Annotated in this window: 17 protein-coding genes; 2 read left to right on the top strand and 15 right to left on the bottom strand. The window is 41.2% G+C overall.

All coding sequences use genetic code 11. The features are described 5' to 3' along the window. Positions 1 to 225: 225 nt before the first annotated feature. From FC60_RS01175 to FC60_RS01150, 6 genes are all read right to left on the bottom strand, one after another. A complete protein-coding gene (locus tag FC60_RS01175) occupies positions 226 to 474 on the bottom strand; it encodes a DUF1797 family protein (protein WP_056936686.1) in 249 nt (82 codons plus the stop codon). Between the two features lie 34 nt (positions 475 to 508). Further along, positions 509 to 1528 (bottom strand): lysylphosphatidylglycerol synthase transmembrane domain-containing protein, encoded by a 1020-nt coding sequence (locus tag FC60_RS01170; RefSeq protein ID WP_056936685.1) that lies wholly within the window; start codon positions 1526 to 1528, stop codon positions 509 to 511. Continuing rightward, entirely contained in the window at positions 1528 to 2556 is a 1029-nt protein-coding gene (locus FC60_RS01165) for a glycosyltransferase family 4 protein (protein WP_056936684.1), read from the bottom strand. Before FC60_RS01165 ends, FC60_RS01170 begins: the two co-directional genes overlap by 1 nt. Next, positions 2549 to 3760 carry a glycosyltransferase family 4 protein gene (locus FC60_RS01160; RefSeq protein ID WP_056936683.1) on the bottom strand — a complete coding sequence of 404 codons (1212 nt, stop codon included), beginning with the start codon at positions 3758 to 3760 and terminating at the stop codon, positions 2549 to 2551. Before FC60_RS01160 ends, FC60_RS01165 begins: the two co-directional genes overlap by 8 nt. 134 nt (positions 3761 to 3894) lie before the next feature. Beyond that, entirely contained in the window at positions 3895 to 4161 is a 267-nt protein-coding gene (locus FC60_RS01155) for a phosphocarrier protein HPr (RefSeq protein WP_040467922.1), read from the bottom strand. Between the two features lie 85 nt (positions 4162 to 4246). Beyond that, complete coding sequence (locus FC60_RS01150; RefSeq protein ID WP_056936682.1) at positions 4247 to 4426, bottom strand: hypothetical protein; 180 nt, start codon at positions 4424 to 4426, stop codon at positions 4247 to 4249. Positions 4427 to 4600: 174 nt separating this feature from the next. Between FC60_RS01150 and FC60_RS01145 the strand changes: the two genes are divergently transcribed. Further along, positions 4601 to 6829, top strand: a complete 2229-nt coding sequence (locus FC60_RS01145) for an ATP-dependent Clp protease ATP-binding subunit (RefSeq protein WP_056936681.1) — start codon at positions 4601 to 4603, stop codon at positions 6827 to 6829. 57 nt (positions 6830 to 6886) lie between these two features. Here FC60_RS01145 and FC60_RS01140 read toward each other — a convergent pair whose 3' ends face one another. Beyond that, positions 6887 to 7480: an ECF transporter S component gene (locus FC60_RS01140; RefSeq protein WP_056936680.1), complete on the bottom strand. Its 594-nt coding sequence runs from the start codon at positions 7478 to 7480 to the stop codon at positions 6887 to 6889. 121 nt (positions 7481 to 7601) lie between these two features. Between FC60_RS01140 and FC60_RS01135 the strand changes: the two genes are divergently transcribed. After that, the gene (locus FC60_RS01135; RefSeq protein ID WP_056936679.1) at positions 7602 to 8324 is read left to right on the top strand and encodes a MucBP domain-containing protein; all 723 of its coding nucleotides are present in this window, start codon (positions 7602 to 7604) and stop codon (positions 8322 to 8324) included. A 46-nt stretch (positions 8325 to 8370) separates the two neighbouring features. Here the strand turns inward: FC60_RS01135 and alaS are convergent, their stop codons facing one another. The 8 genes from alaS to mutL form a co-directional block, all read right to left on the bottom strand. After that, entirely contained in the window at positions 8371 to 11019 is a 2649-nt protein-coding gene (alaS, locus tag FC60_RS01130; protein WP_056936678.1) for an alanine--tRNA ligase, read from the bottom strand. A gap of 249 nt (positions 11020 to 11268) precedes the next feature. Beyond that, a complete protein-coding gene (locus FC60_RS01125) occupies positions 11269 to 12651 on the bottom strand; it encodes a DEAD/DEAH box helicase (RefSeq protein WP_056936677.1) in 1383 nt (460 codons plus the stop codon). Between the two features lies 1 nt (position 12652). Next, complete coding sequence (locus FC60_RS01120; protein ID WP_056936676.1) at positions 12653 to 13612, bottom strand: DHH family phosphoesterase; 960 nt, start codon at positions 13610 to 13612, stop codon at positions 12653 to 12655. Between the two features lie 132 nt (positions 13613 to 13744). Then, positions 13745 to 14122, bottom strand: a complete 378-nt coding sequence (yajC, locus tag FC60_RS01115; RefSeq protein WP_056936675.1) for a preprotein translocase subunit YajC — start codon at positions 14120 to 14122, stop codon at positions 13745 to 13747. Positions 14123 to 14207: 85 nt separating this feature from the next. Next, a complete protein-coding gene (locus tag FC60_RS01110) occupies positions 14208 to 15065 on the bottom strand; it encodes a tRNA guanosine transglycosylase family protein (protein ID WP_056936674.1) in 858 nt (285 codons plus the stop codon). Then, complete coding sequence (gene ruvB / locus FC60_RS01105) at positions 15062 to 16081, bottom strand: Holliday junction branch migration DNA helicase RuvB (protein WP_056936689.1); 1020 nt, start codon at positions 16079 to 16081, stop codon at positions 15062 to 15064. The genes FC60_RS01110 and ruvB overlap by 4 nt, the downstream gene beginning before the upstream one ends. A 17-nt stretch (positions 16082 to 16098) precedes the next feature. After that, complete coding sequence (gene ruvA / locus FC60_RS01100) at positions 16099 to 16689, bottom strand: Holliday junction branch migration protein RuvA (RefSeq protein ID WP_056936673.1); 591 nt, start codon at positions 16687 to 16689, stop codon at positions 16099 to 16101. A gap of 18 nt (positions 16690 to 16707) precedes the next feature. Beyond that, positions 16708 to 18600, bottom strand: a complete 1893-nt coding sequence (gene mutL / locus FC60_RS01095; protein ID WP_056936672.1) for a DNA mismatch repair endonuclease MutL — start codon at positions 18598 to 18600, stop codon at positions 16708 to 16710. Positions 18601 to 18607: the final 7 nt, after the last annotated feature.

Here is an 18607-nt window from a genome sequence, read left to right as displayed (position 1 = left end):
TACCCTGCTGCTTTTTAACAGCTTTATTATTATAACACTCAGCAATAATATCGTCAAGAAATTTTAAATTTCTTTTTTATACTGACCGCTAAAAGCAACTTTTATAATGTATCACTTACCGACAAATCTGTCAAATCTTATTTTATCTTAATAATGTTTAACATCCTGTTTGCCTTAAGTAACTTTTATAATATACCAGTCACATCTTTGATCGTCAACCATTTTTTAAAAAATACTTTTGAATTCACTAATTGACTCATAGATCTCAATTGCGGCTAAATCGATTTGATCAAACTCTGTAGAAACAGCCGAATTAAACCGTTCTACGATATAAAGATCACTTGCCGATCGGTATGTTACCTGACAAACTGGAATACCATATTGGTCAAACCGCCGGACCTGTTGTCCTAAATGACGATCAGCCTTCATGGCCAATAGTCGTTCGATAATGATTTGAAGTTCCGTTTTTTCCATTTCATTTCCTTTCAAAAAATCGATTAGCTCATCACTAATCGATCTCTGTCACTTTATCTGGTTTTATTACCAATGCAAACATCCCTGCAAACAAGCCCACATAATAAGTCAATATGCGCCAAAGTAGCATTGCTAATACCAATTTACTATTTGATTGAACATATCCGGCAAAAAGAACTACGAAGCCATATTCGGCCCCACCAGTTCCCCCTGGAATTGGGAAAACCGATGTCACCATAAATATGATTACATGCAAGCTTAAAATCATCCAAAAATTTAACCCACTAACGCCCAAAGCTCTAAGAATAAAATAAGGGATCGCATAATAGAAAAATAATTGGAAGAGGGTTACTATCGACACCTTCGCTAGTTTTCGGTACTGCTTCTTCATTTTGACACTTTCCTTGTAGAAAGTATCAATCTTTTCATTTAAGGTCACTGCAATTGATGCATAACGTTCTGGCTTCATAAATAGGTTTAATGGTTTTATGACCCAATTAGTTAGTCGTTTAGTCATTTGATACCAATACATGATCATTAATAAACCGACAATGACAGCAAAGTGAATTATGAAGCCAATCACTACAAAAAGTGTTAGTCCTTGTAACTTAGTTGAGATAAGGTGAAAGCCCATGACTAAACTCACAATAAAGTTAATCACAATCATTGCTTGAAAAACAACAAACTTCATTAAGAGCACCGAGCTTGCTCGTCCACCATCCACGCCACTTTGCAGCATCGCGATGATCTGAGCAGGCTGACCACCACTAGAAAATGGGGTGATTCCATTAAAGAGTTGCTCAATCAAGGGCATTCGCATCGCATCTTTCCATGAAAAGCTTGGATAACTATCCTTCATAAAAAGCTTCACGACAACTCCTTCAAGCCCAAGGTAAAGTCCAATACACACAATCGCAATCGCAAACCATCCCCAGTTTAAGGCTAATAAATCAATTAACAATTGATGTAAATCAGTATTACGGAGTGAAAAAGCAAAAATTCCAACTCCGACGACCAACATTAGGATCAGCGCTAACCAATTTTTTCGATTCATTAGTGCCCCCCCTTATGAGCCTGGTCTATATAAAAGTCTTGCCAAATTCCCGCTAAATAGTCTTTGGAATACCGTTGTGACGCCGTTAATGCTGCCTGTTGGAGTTCCTTTAATTTAGCTGGATCATGAATTAATTGCTGCAATTTTGTATTCATATCCATTTCATCGTGACTTGGTAGATAATAACCGTCCATTATATCGTGATATAAATCTAGATCGCGTAACATCACAGCCGTTCCCGTACTATACGCCTCTAAAACCGACATTGGGAACAATTCGTTATACGAAGGCAATAAAAATAGATCCGCCAAATTCAACAATTCATTAATTTCAGTTCGCGAAACTATCCCCGGAAACCATAAATTCGCCGGTGGATTATCAACAACTTTTTTCAACTCTGGATATCCATCCGTAATCCGCCCGAAGGAAAAACCACCGGCCCAAATAAATTGAACTTGTGGGTTATCCTTTGCTAATTGAATAAAATCAAAAACCCCTTTGCGCTCCTGGATCTGGCCACTTCCCATCACAATGAATTTGTCTGACTTAAGATGATATTTCTGACGTAGGGCCAATCGTTCTTCTGCGGACATTGGATAGAAATGTTGATCATCAACAAAATTAGGAATGTATGTGATTCGATCGCGCGGAATTTGATATGCAACTAATTTATCAATAAAAGAAGGATTAACCACCACTAATTCATCCATCCGCCGATAAAAAGCAATAACATACCAATAAAATATTTTCCGAAACACTTTGGGGAGTTTGATACTACCTTCAAGGGTTTCCGGCAAAAAATGGACATAACCAATTTTTCGCCCTCGTTTTTTACTAAAAGTTGATAAGAAATAGGTGGGATTAATAGTGTGATAGTGGCTGATGTCACTTTCCCCATACTGATTAACGTGAATTTCAAATTGATCCTTAAATCGTTCTTTCAATAAACCCATTAATTCGATATATGCGCTGCCGACCCCTTGTCCAGCAACCGAATCTGCTTGAGAATACATTGTAATCTTAATCATGTCGCTTCCTCATCAAAAAGCGCTGTTTACGCTCTAATTGTTGATTATGATTACGCATTATACATTCATCATAAAATTCAACAATCCGTTGTCCAAAAACTTCGGCCGAGATTGAATCTAATTTAGCCTGTCGTTTTTGGATATCATTAGTATTTTTCCCACGGGCAAGGTAGTATAAGACCCCTTGAACGAGATCTGCCTTTTTTTGATAACTGATCCCAATTGCCCGATCATCAATGAGTTCATCAGTATACTCACTTTGCATCACAACAATTGGTATATCAGACGCTAAAGCTTCATCATAAGTTAATCCTTGTGACTCCGAATCAGAAGCCGACACAAAGACGTCGGCCATTTGATAATAATGATGAACATCATCATTATCAACTTGTCCCGTAAATTGAATATTATTTGTTAGATGCATGGCCTTCACTTGACGCTCTAAAGACATCCGAGCCGGTCCATCCCCAACAATCAATAATTGAGCCTGTGGATTTTGATCTAATATATCGGGCATCGAATCGATCAATCCCGTAATATTTTTCTCAAAGGCTAATCGACTCAATGACAACATTACCGGAGTCTCATTCGTGAAACCATAACGTTGCCGTAAGGCAGTAATCTGTTCCGGCGTATCAGGATGCTGAAAAACCGACAGATTAATTCCCGTTGGAATCACCCGGATGGGCACTTTGACCTGATAAGATTCTAAAGTTTCTAAAACTCGGTCACTAGGGGCAACAATTCCTGTCATATGCTTAAGATAAGCCCGGCTTGCCGTTGCCACATCGCGCGGTTTGATTAAACGCCCATTTGCTACATAATGTAAGTAGTCTTCGTACATGGTGTGGTAGGTATGTAAACATGGAATGCGTAATTCGCGGGCCACCATTTTCCCCATAATTCCCAGTGAAAACTCGGTTTGATTATGAATTAAATCCAAATGAAGGCGCCGTGCGATCATCAGGACTTTTACCCACCCGCTAAAAGCAATTCGCCGTTCTGGAAAGGATACAAACGGAACACTCGGAAAACGAAAGATCCCATGGTAACGATCCGCAACTTTATCGGCATGAGGATCAGTGGTTGTAAAAATATAAACATGATGCCCTTGCTTAGTTAGTTCATCACGTAAAGTCTTAATTGAAGTGGCCACCCCACTGACCTGTGGAAAATATGTATCTGTGAAAATCCCAATTCGCAAAATTGCATCTCCTTTTATCCTACTCACAAACAGTAATATTATACTAAAGGATCCCAAAGCAAGCAATTTAGCACTAGAATCTTAAGAAAAATAAAAAAGATCGGGATAACTCCCGACCCAGAACAAGAAGAAATTTATTCAGCCAAATTTTCACTAGCCATTGTTTCTTCAATTGCTTTCATTGCATCTGCTTCATCATCACCTTCAGCAGTGATGGTAACATCAGCACCTTGACCAACACCAAGGGACATAACACCCATGATGGACTTCAAGTTAACACTCTTTTCATTGTAAACTAAGTTAATGTCTGAGCTAAACTTTGAAGCTGTTTGAACTAAAATTGTTGCTGGACGTGCATGGATTCCCGTTTCAGCAGTAACATGAAAATCGCGTTTTTCCATAATAATCTATCTCCTTAAGTCAGTGACTGCCGCCACTAAAGTTATATTCATAATATCAAATGAAAGCGCTAAATACAATTATTTTTTATTCATCTTGAACTAATTTATACAGGATCGTCCCTCCCCGCTGGGCTTCACCACGAATTTGCGAACGATGACTATAATTACGAAAGACTTCTTGAAAATTCATGAATTCATCTGGTTTAACTTCTAATTGATCAATCTTTTGATCCCATAATTGGTCCAATTCTGATTGATAATCCATTACTTCACCTTCTTACTTCTAATTTCCTTAAACTTATTATACACCTTATTAGCACTCTCAGATGAAAAGTGCTAATTTTTGGTGCAAACCGCTTGCTTTCAAATTGGAACTTAGTATAATATACACCAACAATAGTCAAGAAAGGTCAAACACCTTTTATGAAAGGAGTTAATCATGCTTTGTCAAAACTGTCATGAAAACCCTGCTTCGATTCACCTACAAATGAACATTAATGGTGAGCGAGTGCAGTTTGACTTATGTCAATCTTGTTATCAACAATTTCAAAATATGCAAATGAATATGATGAATGGAGGATCTGGAATGTCAAACAACGGATTTGAAAACCTTGATGATTTTATGCGGGCGATGAATAACATGGCCGCCAATCAAAATGCCAACTTAAATAGTGATCAAGATAATCGCCAACGCCAAACCAGCGGTGGTGGTCGTAAAGGTAAAGGGCTCTTGGGCCAATATGGAATCAACATGACTGACCTTGCCCGGCAAGGAAAAATTGATCCCGTCATCGGTCGTGATAAAGAAATCGCCCGAGTTGTTGAAATCTTAAATCGCCGAACTAAGAATAACCCCGTCTTAATTGGGGAAGCTGGGGTTGGTAAAACTTCAGTCGTCGAAGGACTAGCCGAAGCAATTGTTTCCGGTCAGGTGCCAGAAAAACTGGCAAATAAAGAGATTATTCGTTTAGATGTCGTTTCCCTAGTTCAAGGGACCGGAATTCGAGGCCAATTTGAACAACGAATGCAACAATTGATTCAAGAAGTTTCGAAGAACGATGATATTATCCTGTTCATTGACGAAATACACGAAATTATGGGTGCTGGAAATGCTGAAGGTGGGATGGACGCTGGAAACGTCTTGAAACCCGCATTAGCACGTGGTGAATTCCAATTAATCGGGGCAACGACTCTAAATGAATACCGGCAAATTGAAAAAGATGCGGCCTTAGCCCGGCGCTTCCAACCGGTTGAAGTTGCGCAACCGAGTGTTGAAGAAACCATTCAAATTTTGAATGGGATCAAGCCACGATACCAAGATTATCACCATGTCAAGTACACGGATGATGCCATTACCGCTGCAGCCAAATTATCAGATCGTTATATCCAAGACCGCTTCTTGCCTGATAAGGCCATCGACTTGCTCGATGAGGCCGGATCACGAAAGAATTTGACTTTAAAGACTGTTGATCCACGAACTATCGAAAATCAAATTCATACCGCCGAAGCTCATAAGCAACAAGCTGCCGAAAATCAGGATTATGAAAAAGCAGCCTTTTATCGGGATCAAGTTCAAAAACTAGAAAAAGCGAAGAAGGATGCCGAAGAAAATCATACGGAAGAAGCTGCCGTAGTCACCGAACAAGACATGCAAAAGATCGTTGAAGAAATGACCAATATTCCTGTCGGTGATATGCAAAAGCAAGAGGCTAACCAGCTTCGTGATCTTGACAAGCAATTGGGCGCTCATGTTATTGGACAACAAGAAGCCGTTGATAAAATTGCGCGTGCCATCCGTCGGAACCGTATTGGCTTAAATAAATCTGGCCGCCCAATTGGCAGTTTTCTCTTTGTTGGGCCAACTGGGGTTGGGAAGACTGAAACAGCTAAGCAATTAGCTAAACTCTTATTTGGTTCAACTGATGCTATGATTCGCTTTGACATGAGTGAATACATGGACAAAACGTCAACATCGAAGTTAATCGGTGCTGCTCCTGGTTATGTCGGTTACGAAGAAGCTGGTCAATTAACTGAACAAGTGCGGCGTCACCCATACAGCCTCATTCTCTTGGATGAAGTTGAAAAGGCCCACCCTGATGTTATGCATATGTTCTTACAAATTTTAGATGATGGAAGGCTAACTGATTCCCAAGGTCGGACAGTCTCATTTAAGGACACCATCATTATTATGACCAGTAATGCTGGAACCGGCGACATGGTTGCTAGTGTGGGATTTGGTTCAACTAACAACAACAAATCTGTCCTTGATAAGTTAACTAATTACTTCAAGCCAGAGTTTTTGAATCGTTTTGACGACATCGTTGAATTCAATGCTTTAACTGAAGAAGACCTTGGTCAAATTGTTCAACTGATGATTTCAGATATGAATCAAATGTTAGCTGATCGTGATTTACATGTTCACGTTTCTAAAGCCGTCGAAGGTAAATTAGTTGAACTCGGATTTGATCCAAAGATGGGAGCTCGACCATTACGGCGAGTTATCCAAGAGCAAATTGAAGATAAGTTAGCTGATTATGTGCTTGATCATGATGAAAAACACAATCTTGAAGCTGAACTGATCGATGATGCTATCGTCATTAAAGCTGCTAGTGAACCTACCACGGCTACAGCCACACAAGATCATTCCGAAACAACGGTTGAATCGTAAAACCATTAAATTGAAACAGCGCGGCAGGTAAGATTTTACCTGCCGCGCTGTTTTAGCTTATCTATTTCTTTTAACAGCTACCATCACTGGCAACGCAATTAAGGGGGTTAAAATAGCGGTTGTAATTGCTTCCGTCACCCCATTGGTAGTCACAATCACCATCAGAGCTTGCGCTAAATGTCCGCTACCAACATGGTAACCAGCGGCTACGGCTGGGGTGTTAGCGAATAGGTATATCCCCCCTAATACCAAAACGGTATTAGTAACCGCAGCAATCAAGCCAGCGATTCCAGCACTCAAGGCTTTGGGAGCTACTTTAACCAGCCATTTAAAAGTATAGCCGGCAAAGAGACCAATCAGCATCCGTGGTACAACCGAAATCAAAGGGTTGGTAAAAATCAACGGTGCTAGTGCACTGCTGGGGTAAACAAAGGCTCGCACCCAAGTTAATAACCCCCACACGAAACCCACTATCGTTCCTTCCTTAGGTCCTAAAACGACGGCGACCACGGCGACGGTCACCGGTAAAGTCGTAATCGATAATGGTCCCAATGGGATGTTCCCAAACATCGGGATGAGGTCCTGTAACACCACTAAAACGATTAACAGGGTGCGAACTGTCAATCGGCGAATTTGCTCTCGTTGTCTCATTGCTAACTCCTTGTAATCATCAATCCTAGATTGAAATTATATAACGAATTAATTATATCCCATATTCCTTTAGACTACAAAAACCGCTATAATTATTGGTAGCTTACTTGGGAGGAAATATATGACTGATAAATTAAGAACCGGAAATCCAATTTGGGTTTATTACCGTAATCAAGATGAAGCCTACAACATCCAACCGCCGAAACTTTTGCAAGGCTACTATGGTGAATCCTATCATATTGAGATTCCCCGCTTTCCTCGTCATCAATTTATATCGGCTAGCGATAATCTCGAGGGGCAATTCGATGATCAGGCACGCCAAATTTATCTGTACTATCGAAACGCTAATTGGCAATCTAATGAAGTCGCCTCTAAATATCTGATTGCATCAAAACCTATCCAACTTTATGATCGACCACAAGGGCTTCCAATAGATAATCAACTACCAAATGACATCATTTTTGAGTGCTTTCGCAAAGTTATTACCACTGATCGTCATCATTGGTATCAAGTAACAGCGGAACGATGGCTTGAATTCGATCCGGAATCAATGCAACTCTTGGACGATAATCCATATACTGATCATGTAGAACCAACTACCGAAACTGATTTTGATGATCAAATGCAAATCCTGTCTTTAAATCGAGCTTCTGCCCACGTGGATTTCATTCCTAATCAACAAGTTCCTTGCTATGACTATGTTTACGGTAAAGAACTCTATCAACTTGCTCATGGAACGGAGATCACCCTTTTACGCCAATTGACTGATACCAATGGGGTTAATTGGTATGAAACTAGCAAGCATAAATATATTAATGCCCTCTACGTTACCATCAACTCCTAAAAATAGGCCAAGGAGAAACGTTAATTAGTTTCTCCTTGGCCTTATTTTAATGATTCAAGTAATCAGCAGCCTCTTGTAAGGCTTTACTAATTCCTGCTGGATTCTTTCCACCGGCTTGAGCTAAAGTAGGGCGTCCACCTCCGCCACCCTTAATCGCTGGAGCAATTGCTTTAATTAAATCCCCCGCTTTCACTTGGTGACTTTTTTCATCACTAACCGCTACTAGTAAATTAACTTTATCATCAACTGCAGTCGCCAAAACTAAGAAATCTGACTGCTGTTTTTGCCGCCATTGATCAGCTAATTGCCGAAGCTGGTCCATTCCAGCCACTTTTAGTTCAGCTGCAATCAAGGTCCCTTGGTTCGTTGTTTTCACTTGATCAAAGGCCGCTCCTGCTTGTTGCGATGCTAATTTAGCTTCTAATTGTTCATTTGCATGTTGAACTTGCTTTAATTCATTTTGCAAATCTTCAATTCGATGTGGCAGCTCCTTTAATTGCGCAACTTTCAACTGGTCAGCAACCGAATTGAGTAAGGTAACCCGTTCTTGCATAAATTGGAAGGCATCACTAGCCGTAACTGCTTCGATTCGTCGTACCCCGGCACCTACTCCGGCTTCAGAAACAATCTTAAAAAGGCCTAATTCATTCGTATTATTAACGTGATCCCCACCGCAGAATTCGGTGTTGAAATCCCCAATCTTAACCACACGTACTCGATCGCCATACTTATCGCTAAAGAGGGCAATCGCTCCCATCTCCTTAGCTGATTCTAAATCAGTTTCCACAGTGGTAACTGGGATCTCTCGCCAGATTTGTTCATTGACCAAATCTTCAACTTTTTGTAAGTCATCAGCCGTCACCTGCCCAAAATGATTAAAATCAAAGCGTAGATAGTGTTGTTCAACCAAAGAACCTGCTTGTTGAGTATGACCACCTAAAACATTCCGTAAGGCCTGATCTAACAAGTGTGTTGCGGTATGGTTCTTTTCAATCTTTTGGTGGCGTTTTTGATCAACAACCAATTGGTAACGAGTCCCAACCTTTAGATTGGCCGTTAATTCAATTCGGTGTAAATTTTGCTGATTAGGTGCATGTTGGACATCCACCACGCGACCAACAGTCTGACCATAATTGTCGATCACATCTCCGGTATCAGCAACTTGACCACCCATTTCAGCATAAAATGGAGTTTGGTCAAAAATAACTTCAACCGTTTGACCTGCTTGGGCTGTATCTACCCGTTGACCTTCAAAAGCCATGGCTAAAACTTTCGCATCCTTCACGACCAGATCAGTGTAACCAACATACTGGCTGGCTTCTTTAAAGTCAGTCCATAAATCGTTTTGTACTCCCATCCCATTATCGACATCACGGGCATTCCGCGCCCGGTTTTGTTGTTCCGTCATAGCAGCCTTAAAGCCATCTTCATCGACAACGAGACCTTCATCTTCGGCATACTCCCGGGTCAATTCAAACGGGAAACCATAAGTATCATATAACTTAAAGGCCGTTTTCCCATCAATTGAATTCGTTTGATCAGCTTTGGCCTTGGCAATCACGTCGTTTAATAGGTTCAAACCACCATTTAAAGTAGAACTAAAGCGATCTTCTTCTGATTTAACCACTGATGCTACATATTCAGCATTTTTAAGGACATCGGGATAGTAATCTTTCATGATTTCGCCAACCGTTGGCACCAATTGTGCTAAGAATGGTTCATCAATATTAAGCTTCTTCCCCGCAACGACCGCCCGCCGAATTAACCGCCGAATCACGTACCCACGACCAACATTCGAAGGTAAGGCACCATCATTGATCGCAAAAGTAATGGCCCGGATATGGTCAGCAATAATCTTAAACTGAATATCATCCGTCTTATCTTGGCCGTATTGCTTTTCACCACTAAAGGTTTCGGTTTGTTTAATGATTGGCAAGAACAAATCAGTTTCAAAGTTTGTGGGAGCATTTTCAAAAATTGAAACAACCCGTTCTAAGCCCATTCCCGTATCAATGTTCTTATTAGGCAATGGTTCATAGGTATCTTCGGGGGTGTGGTTAAATTGAGAAAACACAATGTTCCAAATTTCCAAATACCGTTCGTTTTCCCCACCTGGGTAACTTTCGGGATCATCTTCTGGGAGGTTGTTCATTTTTTGCCCACGATCATAGAAGATTTCCGTATCAGGGCCAGAAGGACCTTGCCCAATATCCCAGAAGTTATCTTGATTGGGCAGCAGATGATCTGGAGCCACCCCTGTCTTTAGCCAGACTTCTTTAGCCACATCATCCTTTGGGTAATAAGTAATATAAAGCTTTTCCGGATCAAGGCCATACCACTCATCACTAGTTAACAATTCCCAAGCCCATGGAATGGCCTTTTCTTTAAAATAATCACCAACTGAAAAATTACCTAACATTTCAAACATAGTGTGATGCCGAGCCGTCTTACCAACATTCTCAATATCATTCGTCCGAATACTCTTTTGTGAACTGGTCATCCGTGGATTATCTGGCACCACCTCGCCATCAAAATATTTTTTCATCGTGGCAACCCCAGAGTTAATCCATAATAAGGTTGGATCATCAACTGGCACTAAAGATTGGCTCGGCATTTCTGTATGCCCTTTGGCTTTAAAGAAGTCCAAATACATGCGCCGAATTTGGGCACTATTTAATTTTTTTAGCTCTTTCATAAAATCTCCTTCTAACAAAAAACCATCATTGCGATCAGAGACGCCCTACGACGCGGTACCACTCTGCTTGCAACGATGGAATTTCGTTTACCTCTTAATGTTCCTAACCGGAACTTTGATATTCATTTAATAATTTAAGGAGCAATCCTTAACCTTTGCCGTTTTTTCCAGCAGCCAAAACGTTTCTGTAGCTTCCAGTTAAGGATCATGTCTTAAACAGTATCATTATAACGAGCGCCAACTATAAAATCAACGACCATTCCGTTGATTTTGTCGTTCAGCCCGATGTTGGCGTTGGCGTTGGCGTTTTCCCTTAAGGAACTCATGCCGTTGTTCTAATCGCCGTTTTTGTAGTTCATCTTGTTTGATTCGCCGTTTGATCTTCCGTTTGTAACCTGGTTTAACCTTCCGTTTTTGTTTCTTAACGTACCCCTTAATCGTTGGATCTAATTCCTTTTGCTTATGCCGGAAGTCTCGCCGGCGGTTCCGGTCATAAGTAGTGATGATCTGCCCATCTTTAATGACTTTGGGAATGAATTTAATTCCGCGTTCTTCTAATTTACTAATTAAGTCATCTTCGGCTGGCGCATACAAAGTAATGGCTGTCCCTTGCATCTTGGCACGCCCTGTCCGACCTACACGATGAACAAAATATTCCAAATCACTCGGAATATCATCATTGATGACTAGGGATACTCCTTCAATATCAATTCCACGAGCTGCTAAATCAGTAGCCACAACATATTGGTAATCCAGGTTATGGATTTGCCGCATCACCCGCTTGCGCATTCGTGGTTCCAGTCCCCCATGAATCAAAGCTACTTTTAAGCCTTGATCAGTTAGGTAACGATTAATTTCTTCGGCTCGTTCTCGGGTATTCGCAAACACCAATGCCAAGTATGGGTCACCCATGGTTAATAATTGATACAATAGGTCGTTTTTATCGCGACCTTTCGTTGACATCAACCAGTTTTCAACATTGGGATTGATGACTGTTTCGGTCGGAATTTCTTCAATTTCGGGATTACCCATGTATTTCTTTAAGAATGGGCGTAATCCTTGCGGAATTGTCGCAGAAAAGACCATCATCTGGAGGTTTTCTGGAAAATAAGCTGCAATTTGATCAACTTGATTTAAAAAACCCATGTCCAAGGTCATGTCGGCCTCATCAATCACAAATTGTTTGGCTAAATGAATATCCAAGGCCTGAGATTTAACTAGATCTAGAATTCGCCCCGGCGTCCCAATCACCATTTGCGGTTGGTTACGCCCTAACTGATCAATCTGATGTTCCTTATCTGTTCCACCGACATAATTATGAATGCTAAAAGCCTGCGAACTGAACTGATTAATCTGCTTAGCGGCTTGATAAATTTGGTAAGCTAACTCCCGACTTGGTGTCGTAATCACGACTTGAACCTGTTGAACATCGACCTTTAATTGAGCCATGATTGGCAACAAAAAGGCATGGGTTTTCCCACTACCGGTTTGTGACTGACCAACTACACTCTTGCCCTTTAATATTTGTGGAATCACTTTTTGCTGCACTGGTGTAGGCGTTTTAAATTTAAGATCTTGAATCGCCTGATTCACAAATTCCGGAAAGTGATAATCTTTAAAATTTCCTGCCATATTATTTCTCTTTCTCTAAGTATTGTCGACAGACTTGATCTAAATCTGCGATGATTCGCTCACATTCAGCGTCATCAGCCGCTTTAGCTCCACTGGCGAGTGGGTGACCACCACCGCGGTGTTGCTTTGCCACCTCATTAATGGCTGGTCCTTTGGAACGTAAGCGTACTCGATACTCACCATCTTCTTGTTGCACGAAAATCGCCCAAGCTAAAACCGTATGAATTTGGCCGGGTAATGGGACCACCGCCGAGGTAGTGGCCTCCGTTAAACCATAATCTTTTAGCACTTCACTTGATAATTTCACTTGTCCCACCCCATGGGCATTAATGGACAAATGATTATAAACATAAGCAGACAATCGGGCCATTTCAAAAGTGATTTCATTTTCACGTTGACTAATTTTGGCGGCTTGTGCACCATGTTCCATCAAAGCCCCTGCCACCGCTAAGGTATGTGACGTTGTTGCTGGATACAAGAACCGGCCCGTATCACCTATAATTCCTGCATAAAGAGAATGCGCTGCCGACTTAGGAAGGGTTAGTTGGTCTGTGAATTGGTTATAAAAGTCATAAACTAATTCCGAACAAGATGATGCGTCTGGTTGTACCCACATCAAGTCTCCATACGGTTCATCATTGGGGTGGTGATCAATCTTAATTAAAAAGTCCCCATTGTTGTACCGACGATCATCAATCCGTGGAGTATTGGCGGTATCAATCACAATCACCAAGGCGTTATGATATTCATCCCCGTCGATTTCGTCCATCGATCCAATCCAATCAAAACTAGGAATATCTTTACCAACCATATAGATTTCTTTGTGGGGAAATGAAGATCGTAAAATTTCAGCTAGTCCCGTTTGGGAACCAATTGCATCCGGATCAGGACGTTGGTGACGATGAATGATGATCCGATTGTACTTCTTAATCGCTGTCAATATTGCCGTTAAGTTATCCATAAGCCACTCCTTGTAAATTATTAATTATAGTATATCAGGATTTTTTACTGATCAACAAAGTTAGCTGACTAGTTAATGTCTTGAAAGAAAAAGAGGCTGGCGAAGAAATCTTCCCAGTCTCTCAAACTCGTCTTATTCAGCCTTGGTTTCTGATTCACTTTCGCTAGTTACTTCTTCACTTGTTTCAGAAGCAGTTTCACTAGTTGATTCACTTGTACTTTCGCTTTGTGAATTTTCGTTAGAAGCAGGAGCAGCCGTTGGCCGGTTAACCCGGGCAATGGCATTTAAATCAAAAGTAAGGTAAATCCCTTCACAGTCAATAGTAACGGTTTGGTTACTAGCATTAACCTCGCTAACAACCCCATGAAGCCGACCAATCGTCACTACTTCATCACCTGGTTGCAAGCTATTCACCATTTCTTGGTGTTCTTTTCGTTGCTTTTGTTGTGGCCGCATCATAAAGAAGTACATAAATGCGATCATAAAGATAATTAAGATAATTCCTGACATACTTGACACTATTTCTTCCACCCTTCTTAAATTATCATTAGCTTTAATATTTCTAATATACCGAAATAAGACTTAAAAAGCTAGTTTAATCATTATTTTTAAGTAAATTATTTAACTGTTGCCAATTATAGGACATTAAGAGCCGCTCTCCTAAGACCGTTTCTTCTTGCATTAACCGAATACTAGCATCATTTACCTCTGATAAATCAACAAGCTGCCCTGACCAGAATATCTTTCGATGCCGATTCCAATACCGTGGTAAATCGGTCAAAACATAGTCTATTTCCCAAGATATTGCTTGCTGTAACTCGGCAAGCGAACTAACCATTATCATCGTTTGCCTTCCATCAGGTAGCATTGCCAAAATAGCTTCATTAATTCGTTGCCATTCATCAAATGGTAGGTGTTGGTTATTACCACCTAAAACAAAATTTTGTACTCCCTGATCGAGCAAACCTTGAATTGAATGCTGACGAGATCGTTTCAAGCCCGCGCCTTGAACCACTCCCCAGAGATGTTGATTTTGCCAAGCAAGATTAACCTCGACGGCCCGATCAATATCATCAACGGGTCCATAGTAAGGGGCGGCTTGCGCTAAAGGCAGCACGATATCTGCCTGCACGCCTGCCGACCAACTTTCATAATCACTTAAAGTTAATTTCTTGGCTTGTTGTTGCCGCCAATAGGTGGCTCCGCTTTTTATCGTGTTCTTATTAATCTTTTTAAACGGAGCCTGAATCCCACCCCACGCGATCACTTGGCCTGGCCACTGATAAAATTTTGCCCAACCACCAATGGTTGCTAGCTTAGTGTGGTTCTCAGTCCTTATATTGTCAACAGCGGCTATAGCTAAGGTTTTGATTCCTAATTGTTGCCATTCCATCGCAGTTAACGGAGAAATGGTTCCCTGATTAAGCATTGGTACTAGTTGTGATTGGGTCATGACGACGCTCCTGAATATGGGATCTTCAAATGATCATATGCCGCCATGGTGACTTGACGACCACGTGGCGTGCGACTTAATAGTCCAATTTGTAATAAATACGGCTCATACATTTCTTCAATGGTGGTTGTTTCTTCACCAATATTAGCAGCAATTGTTTTTAAGCCGACCGGCCCACCATGATAATAATTAATCATAGTGGTTAAAAGTTTACGATCAACTTCATCAAGTCCCAAATTATCGACTTTTAGGAGATCCAATGACTTTTTAACCGTGTTAAGATCAATTCTTGCTTGACCCGCCACTTCTGAAAAATCACGAACCCGTTTTAAAAGTCGATTAGCAATCCGTGGAGTTCCTCGAGAGCGCAAGGCCAGTTCATAGGCCCCAGTTTCATCAATGGCCGTTTCAAAAATCGTCGCTGAACGTTCGATGATTTGTGCTAATTCCGCTGCTTGGTAATAATTCATCCGTTCAACAATACCAAAGCGGTCGCGTAGGGGGGCTGATAAAGCTCCCGCTCGCGTGGTGGCCCCAATTAGAGTAAAGGGTGGCAAAGGAAAATGGACAGGATGAGCTGTTGGACCTTCACCAACGACAATATCAATATAGTAGTCTTCCATGGCTGAATAGAGCATTTCTTCAACTACTTTTGGTAATCGATGAATTTCATCAATGAATAAAACGTCGCCTGGTTGCAATTCATTCAATAAGGCCACTAAATCACCGGGCTTTTCGATCGCCGGACCACTAGTAGTCCGAATTTGCACCGCCATTTCATTGGCAATCACCATAGCGAGCGTCGTTTTCCCTAGTCCCGGGGGTCCATACAATAATACGTGGTCCAAAGCTTCTTCACGAGCTTTAGCCGCTTGAATATAGACCGTTAATTTTTCTTTTAAGGCAGCTTGACCAATATATTCTGCTAAAAGTTGTGGTCGTAAGCTTAATTCAACCGCTGCTTCTTGCTCATCATTAACCTTATTAGAAGTCAAATCGCGCAAGTTCTCGTCCATTTCCATCTAACTCCCCCTTAATTTAGTAATTTCAGTCCTCGACTAATGTAGTCATTAGTTGAACCAGCAGCTTCTTTTTGAAGGGTCTTTTCAACTTTAGCTACCTGTTTTTCCGTGTATCCTAAAGCAATTAAAGCCGCCATGGCATCTGTTAAGGCAGGATCATCACTTATCGGCATAGCAGCTATTGAATTCGTCGGTTGATCAGCAATGGTGAGCCGATCCCGCAATTCCACAATGATTCGGCCGGCCGTTTTCTTGCCAATCCCAGGAAATTTTGCCAAATATTTGTCATCGCCTTGTTGAATAGCTTCAATCAAGGCTTGATGATCCGGTGTTGCCAGAATCGCTAAAGCACTCTTCGGTCCAATTCCAGAAACAGAAATCAATTGTAAAAACAAATTTTTGTCAGCACTAGTTTGAAAACCAAATAAAGTGATACTGTCCTCCCGAACTGCCTGATAAATATACACTTTAACGTGATCTTTAAGTCCTGTTTGATAGGCGTAGGGATTCGCCACTTGGACTTGATAGCCGACACCTTGAATATCAACCACGATATAGTCGGGGGTAACTTCAGTAATTAAACCATTTAAGTAATTATACAAAGCTATACTCCTTTATTTTTAAACATGATCGTCAAATTCATCCGCAAAGGGTTGATGAGAATCCTGAATCCGTTTAAATAATTTTTCCAAATCACTCGGTGAAAAATGAACGGTTACTGGGCGTCCATGCGGACAATTAAAGGGATTTTCACATTCCGGTAAACGTGCTAGTAAGGCCTGGGCTTGTTGATCATCGAGATAATGATTGGCCTTAATCGCTCGTTTACAGCTCATCATAATTGCTGTCTTTTCGCGAAATTCAGCGACCGTTAAGTGACCAGTTTCAATCACCCAATCAATCATTTCCCGAGCGGTAGCTTCTTCTTGGCCTGCTACAAACCAAGTCGGGTGGCTGCTCAACATAAAACTATTCTGACCAAAAGCTTCTAAGTATAGACCAACCGATTTTAGGGTTGTTAGGTGATCTTGAATCTTTAGAGCATCCGCCAAAGAATAATTTAAAATCAATGGTTCCAAAAAGGTTTGTTGATCATCACTAACTTCGCCGATAGCCTGTCGATAGTGTTCGTAATTAATCCGTTCCTGAGCCGCATGCTGATCAATAATATATAAACCATCCGCAGCTTGAGCCAATAAATAGGTCCCGTGCAATTGGCCTAAATATGTCAAATTAGGGAAGCGATCCGTGGAAACTTTTTCATGATCTTCAATTGCTAATTCAAGCTCTTCAGTTTGTTCAAGGCTTGCTTTGTTTCCAGAAGGCGGTTCTTTCACTGGGTTGGTTTGATAGCGTTGATCAAAGTCATGTAAGGCCGGACTTGCCAGATCCGCCCGCGCATTAATAATAATCGGTGGATTAGGGGTGATTGGCTCTAACAGTGAAGTTGTCGCTTCATGAACTGCCGTAACTGACGGGTGGTCCTCAACTAATTCCTCTGCCCGTTGGCCAACGTCAGGAATTAAATTCACTTGTGAAATTGTCTCTTCGACACCGGAAGAAATTAGATTCGCTAACTGGCTTTCTTTACTCAACCGTACTTCACGCTTGGCGGGATGAACATTCACATCGACTAACAACGGATCCAATTCAACATCCAATACCACAATTGGATAGCGCCCAACCATTAATTTCGAACCATAACCAGCAATAATTGCTTTGGTCAGTTGAAAGTTATAAATATAGCGATGGTTAATTGTCACCGTCATATATTGGCGGCTTGACCGGGTCATTTCTGGTAAAGACAGATAACCACTAATTTTAAAATCAGGATCTTCAGCTTCCACTGGGAGCATCTTTTCGCCAACTGAATTCCCATAAATCGCCGCAATCACCTGTTGTAGATTGCCGTTACCAGCAGAGCGAAAAAGTTCGCGGCCATTATGAGTAAGACTAAAAGCAATACTTGGCTCAGCTAAAGCTAGTCGGTTCACTAAATCGACAATCCGACTTAACTCCGTTCGCGGGGATTTTAAATATTTTAAACGCGCCGGGGTGTTATAAAACAGGTCTTTGACGGTAATATCAGTTCCTGGCCGTGCCGAAGCGGCTTGTTGTTTAATAAGCTCGCCACCTTTAAGGTGAATCAAATTACCAGCTTCTTGCCCGGTGGAAGTAATCATGGTCACATCCGCAACAGAAGCAATACTTGGTAGAGCTTCTCCCCGAAAACCCATGGTCTGAACCCGGAACAAGTCTTGTTGATGTTGAATCTTACTAGTAGCATGCCGCCGAAAAGCGATTGCTAAATCGTCAGCCGCAATTCCGTCACCATTATCAATAATGCGGATTTCTTTTAAACCGGATTCTTCAACTAGAATATCAACCCGACTACTATGGGCATCAATTGAATTTTCAACTAATTCTTTCACGATCGAAGCCGGTCGTTCAATCACCTCGCCTGCCGCAATTTGGTCGGCTAAGACGCGATCTAATTCATGTATTTTACCCATCTTTAAT

This window comes from Limosilactobacillus gastricus DSM 16045, from assembly GCF_001434365.1.
GTDB classification, from domain to species: Bacteria; Bacillota; Bacilli; order Lactobacillales; family Lactobacillaceae; genus Limosilactobacillus; species Limosilactobacillus gastricus.
This window is presented reverse-complemented; position numbering and strand designations above follow the sequence as displayed.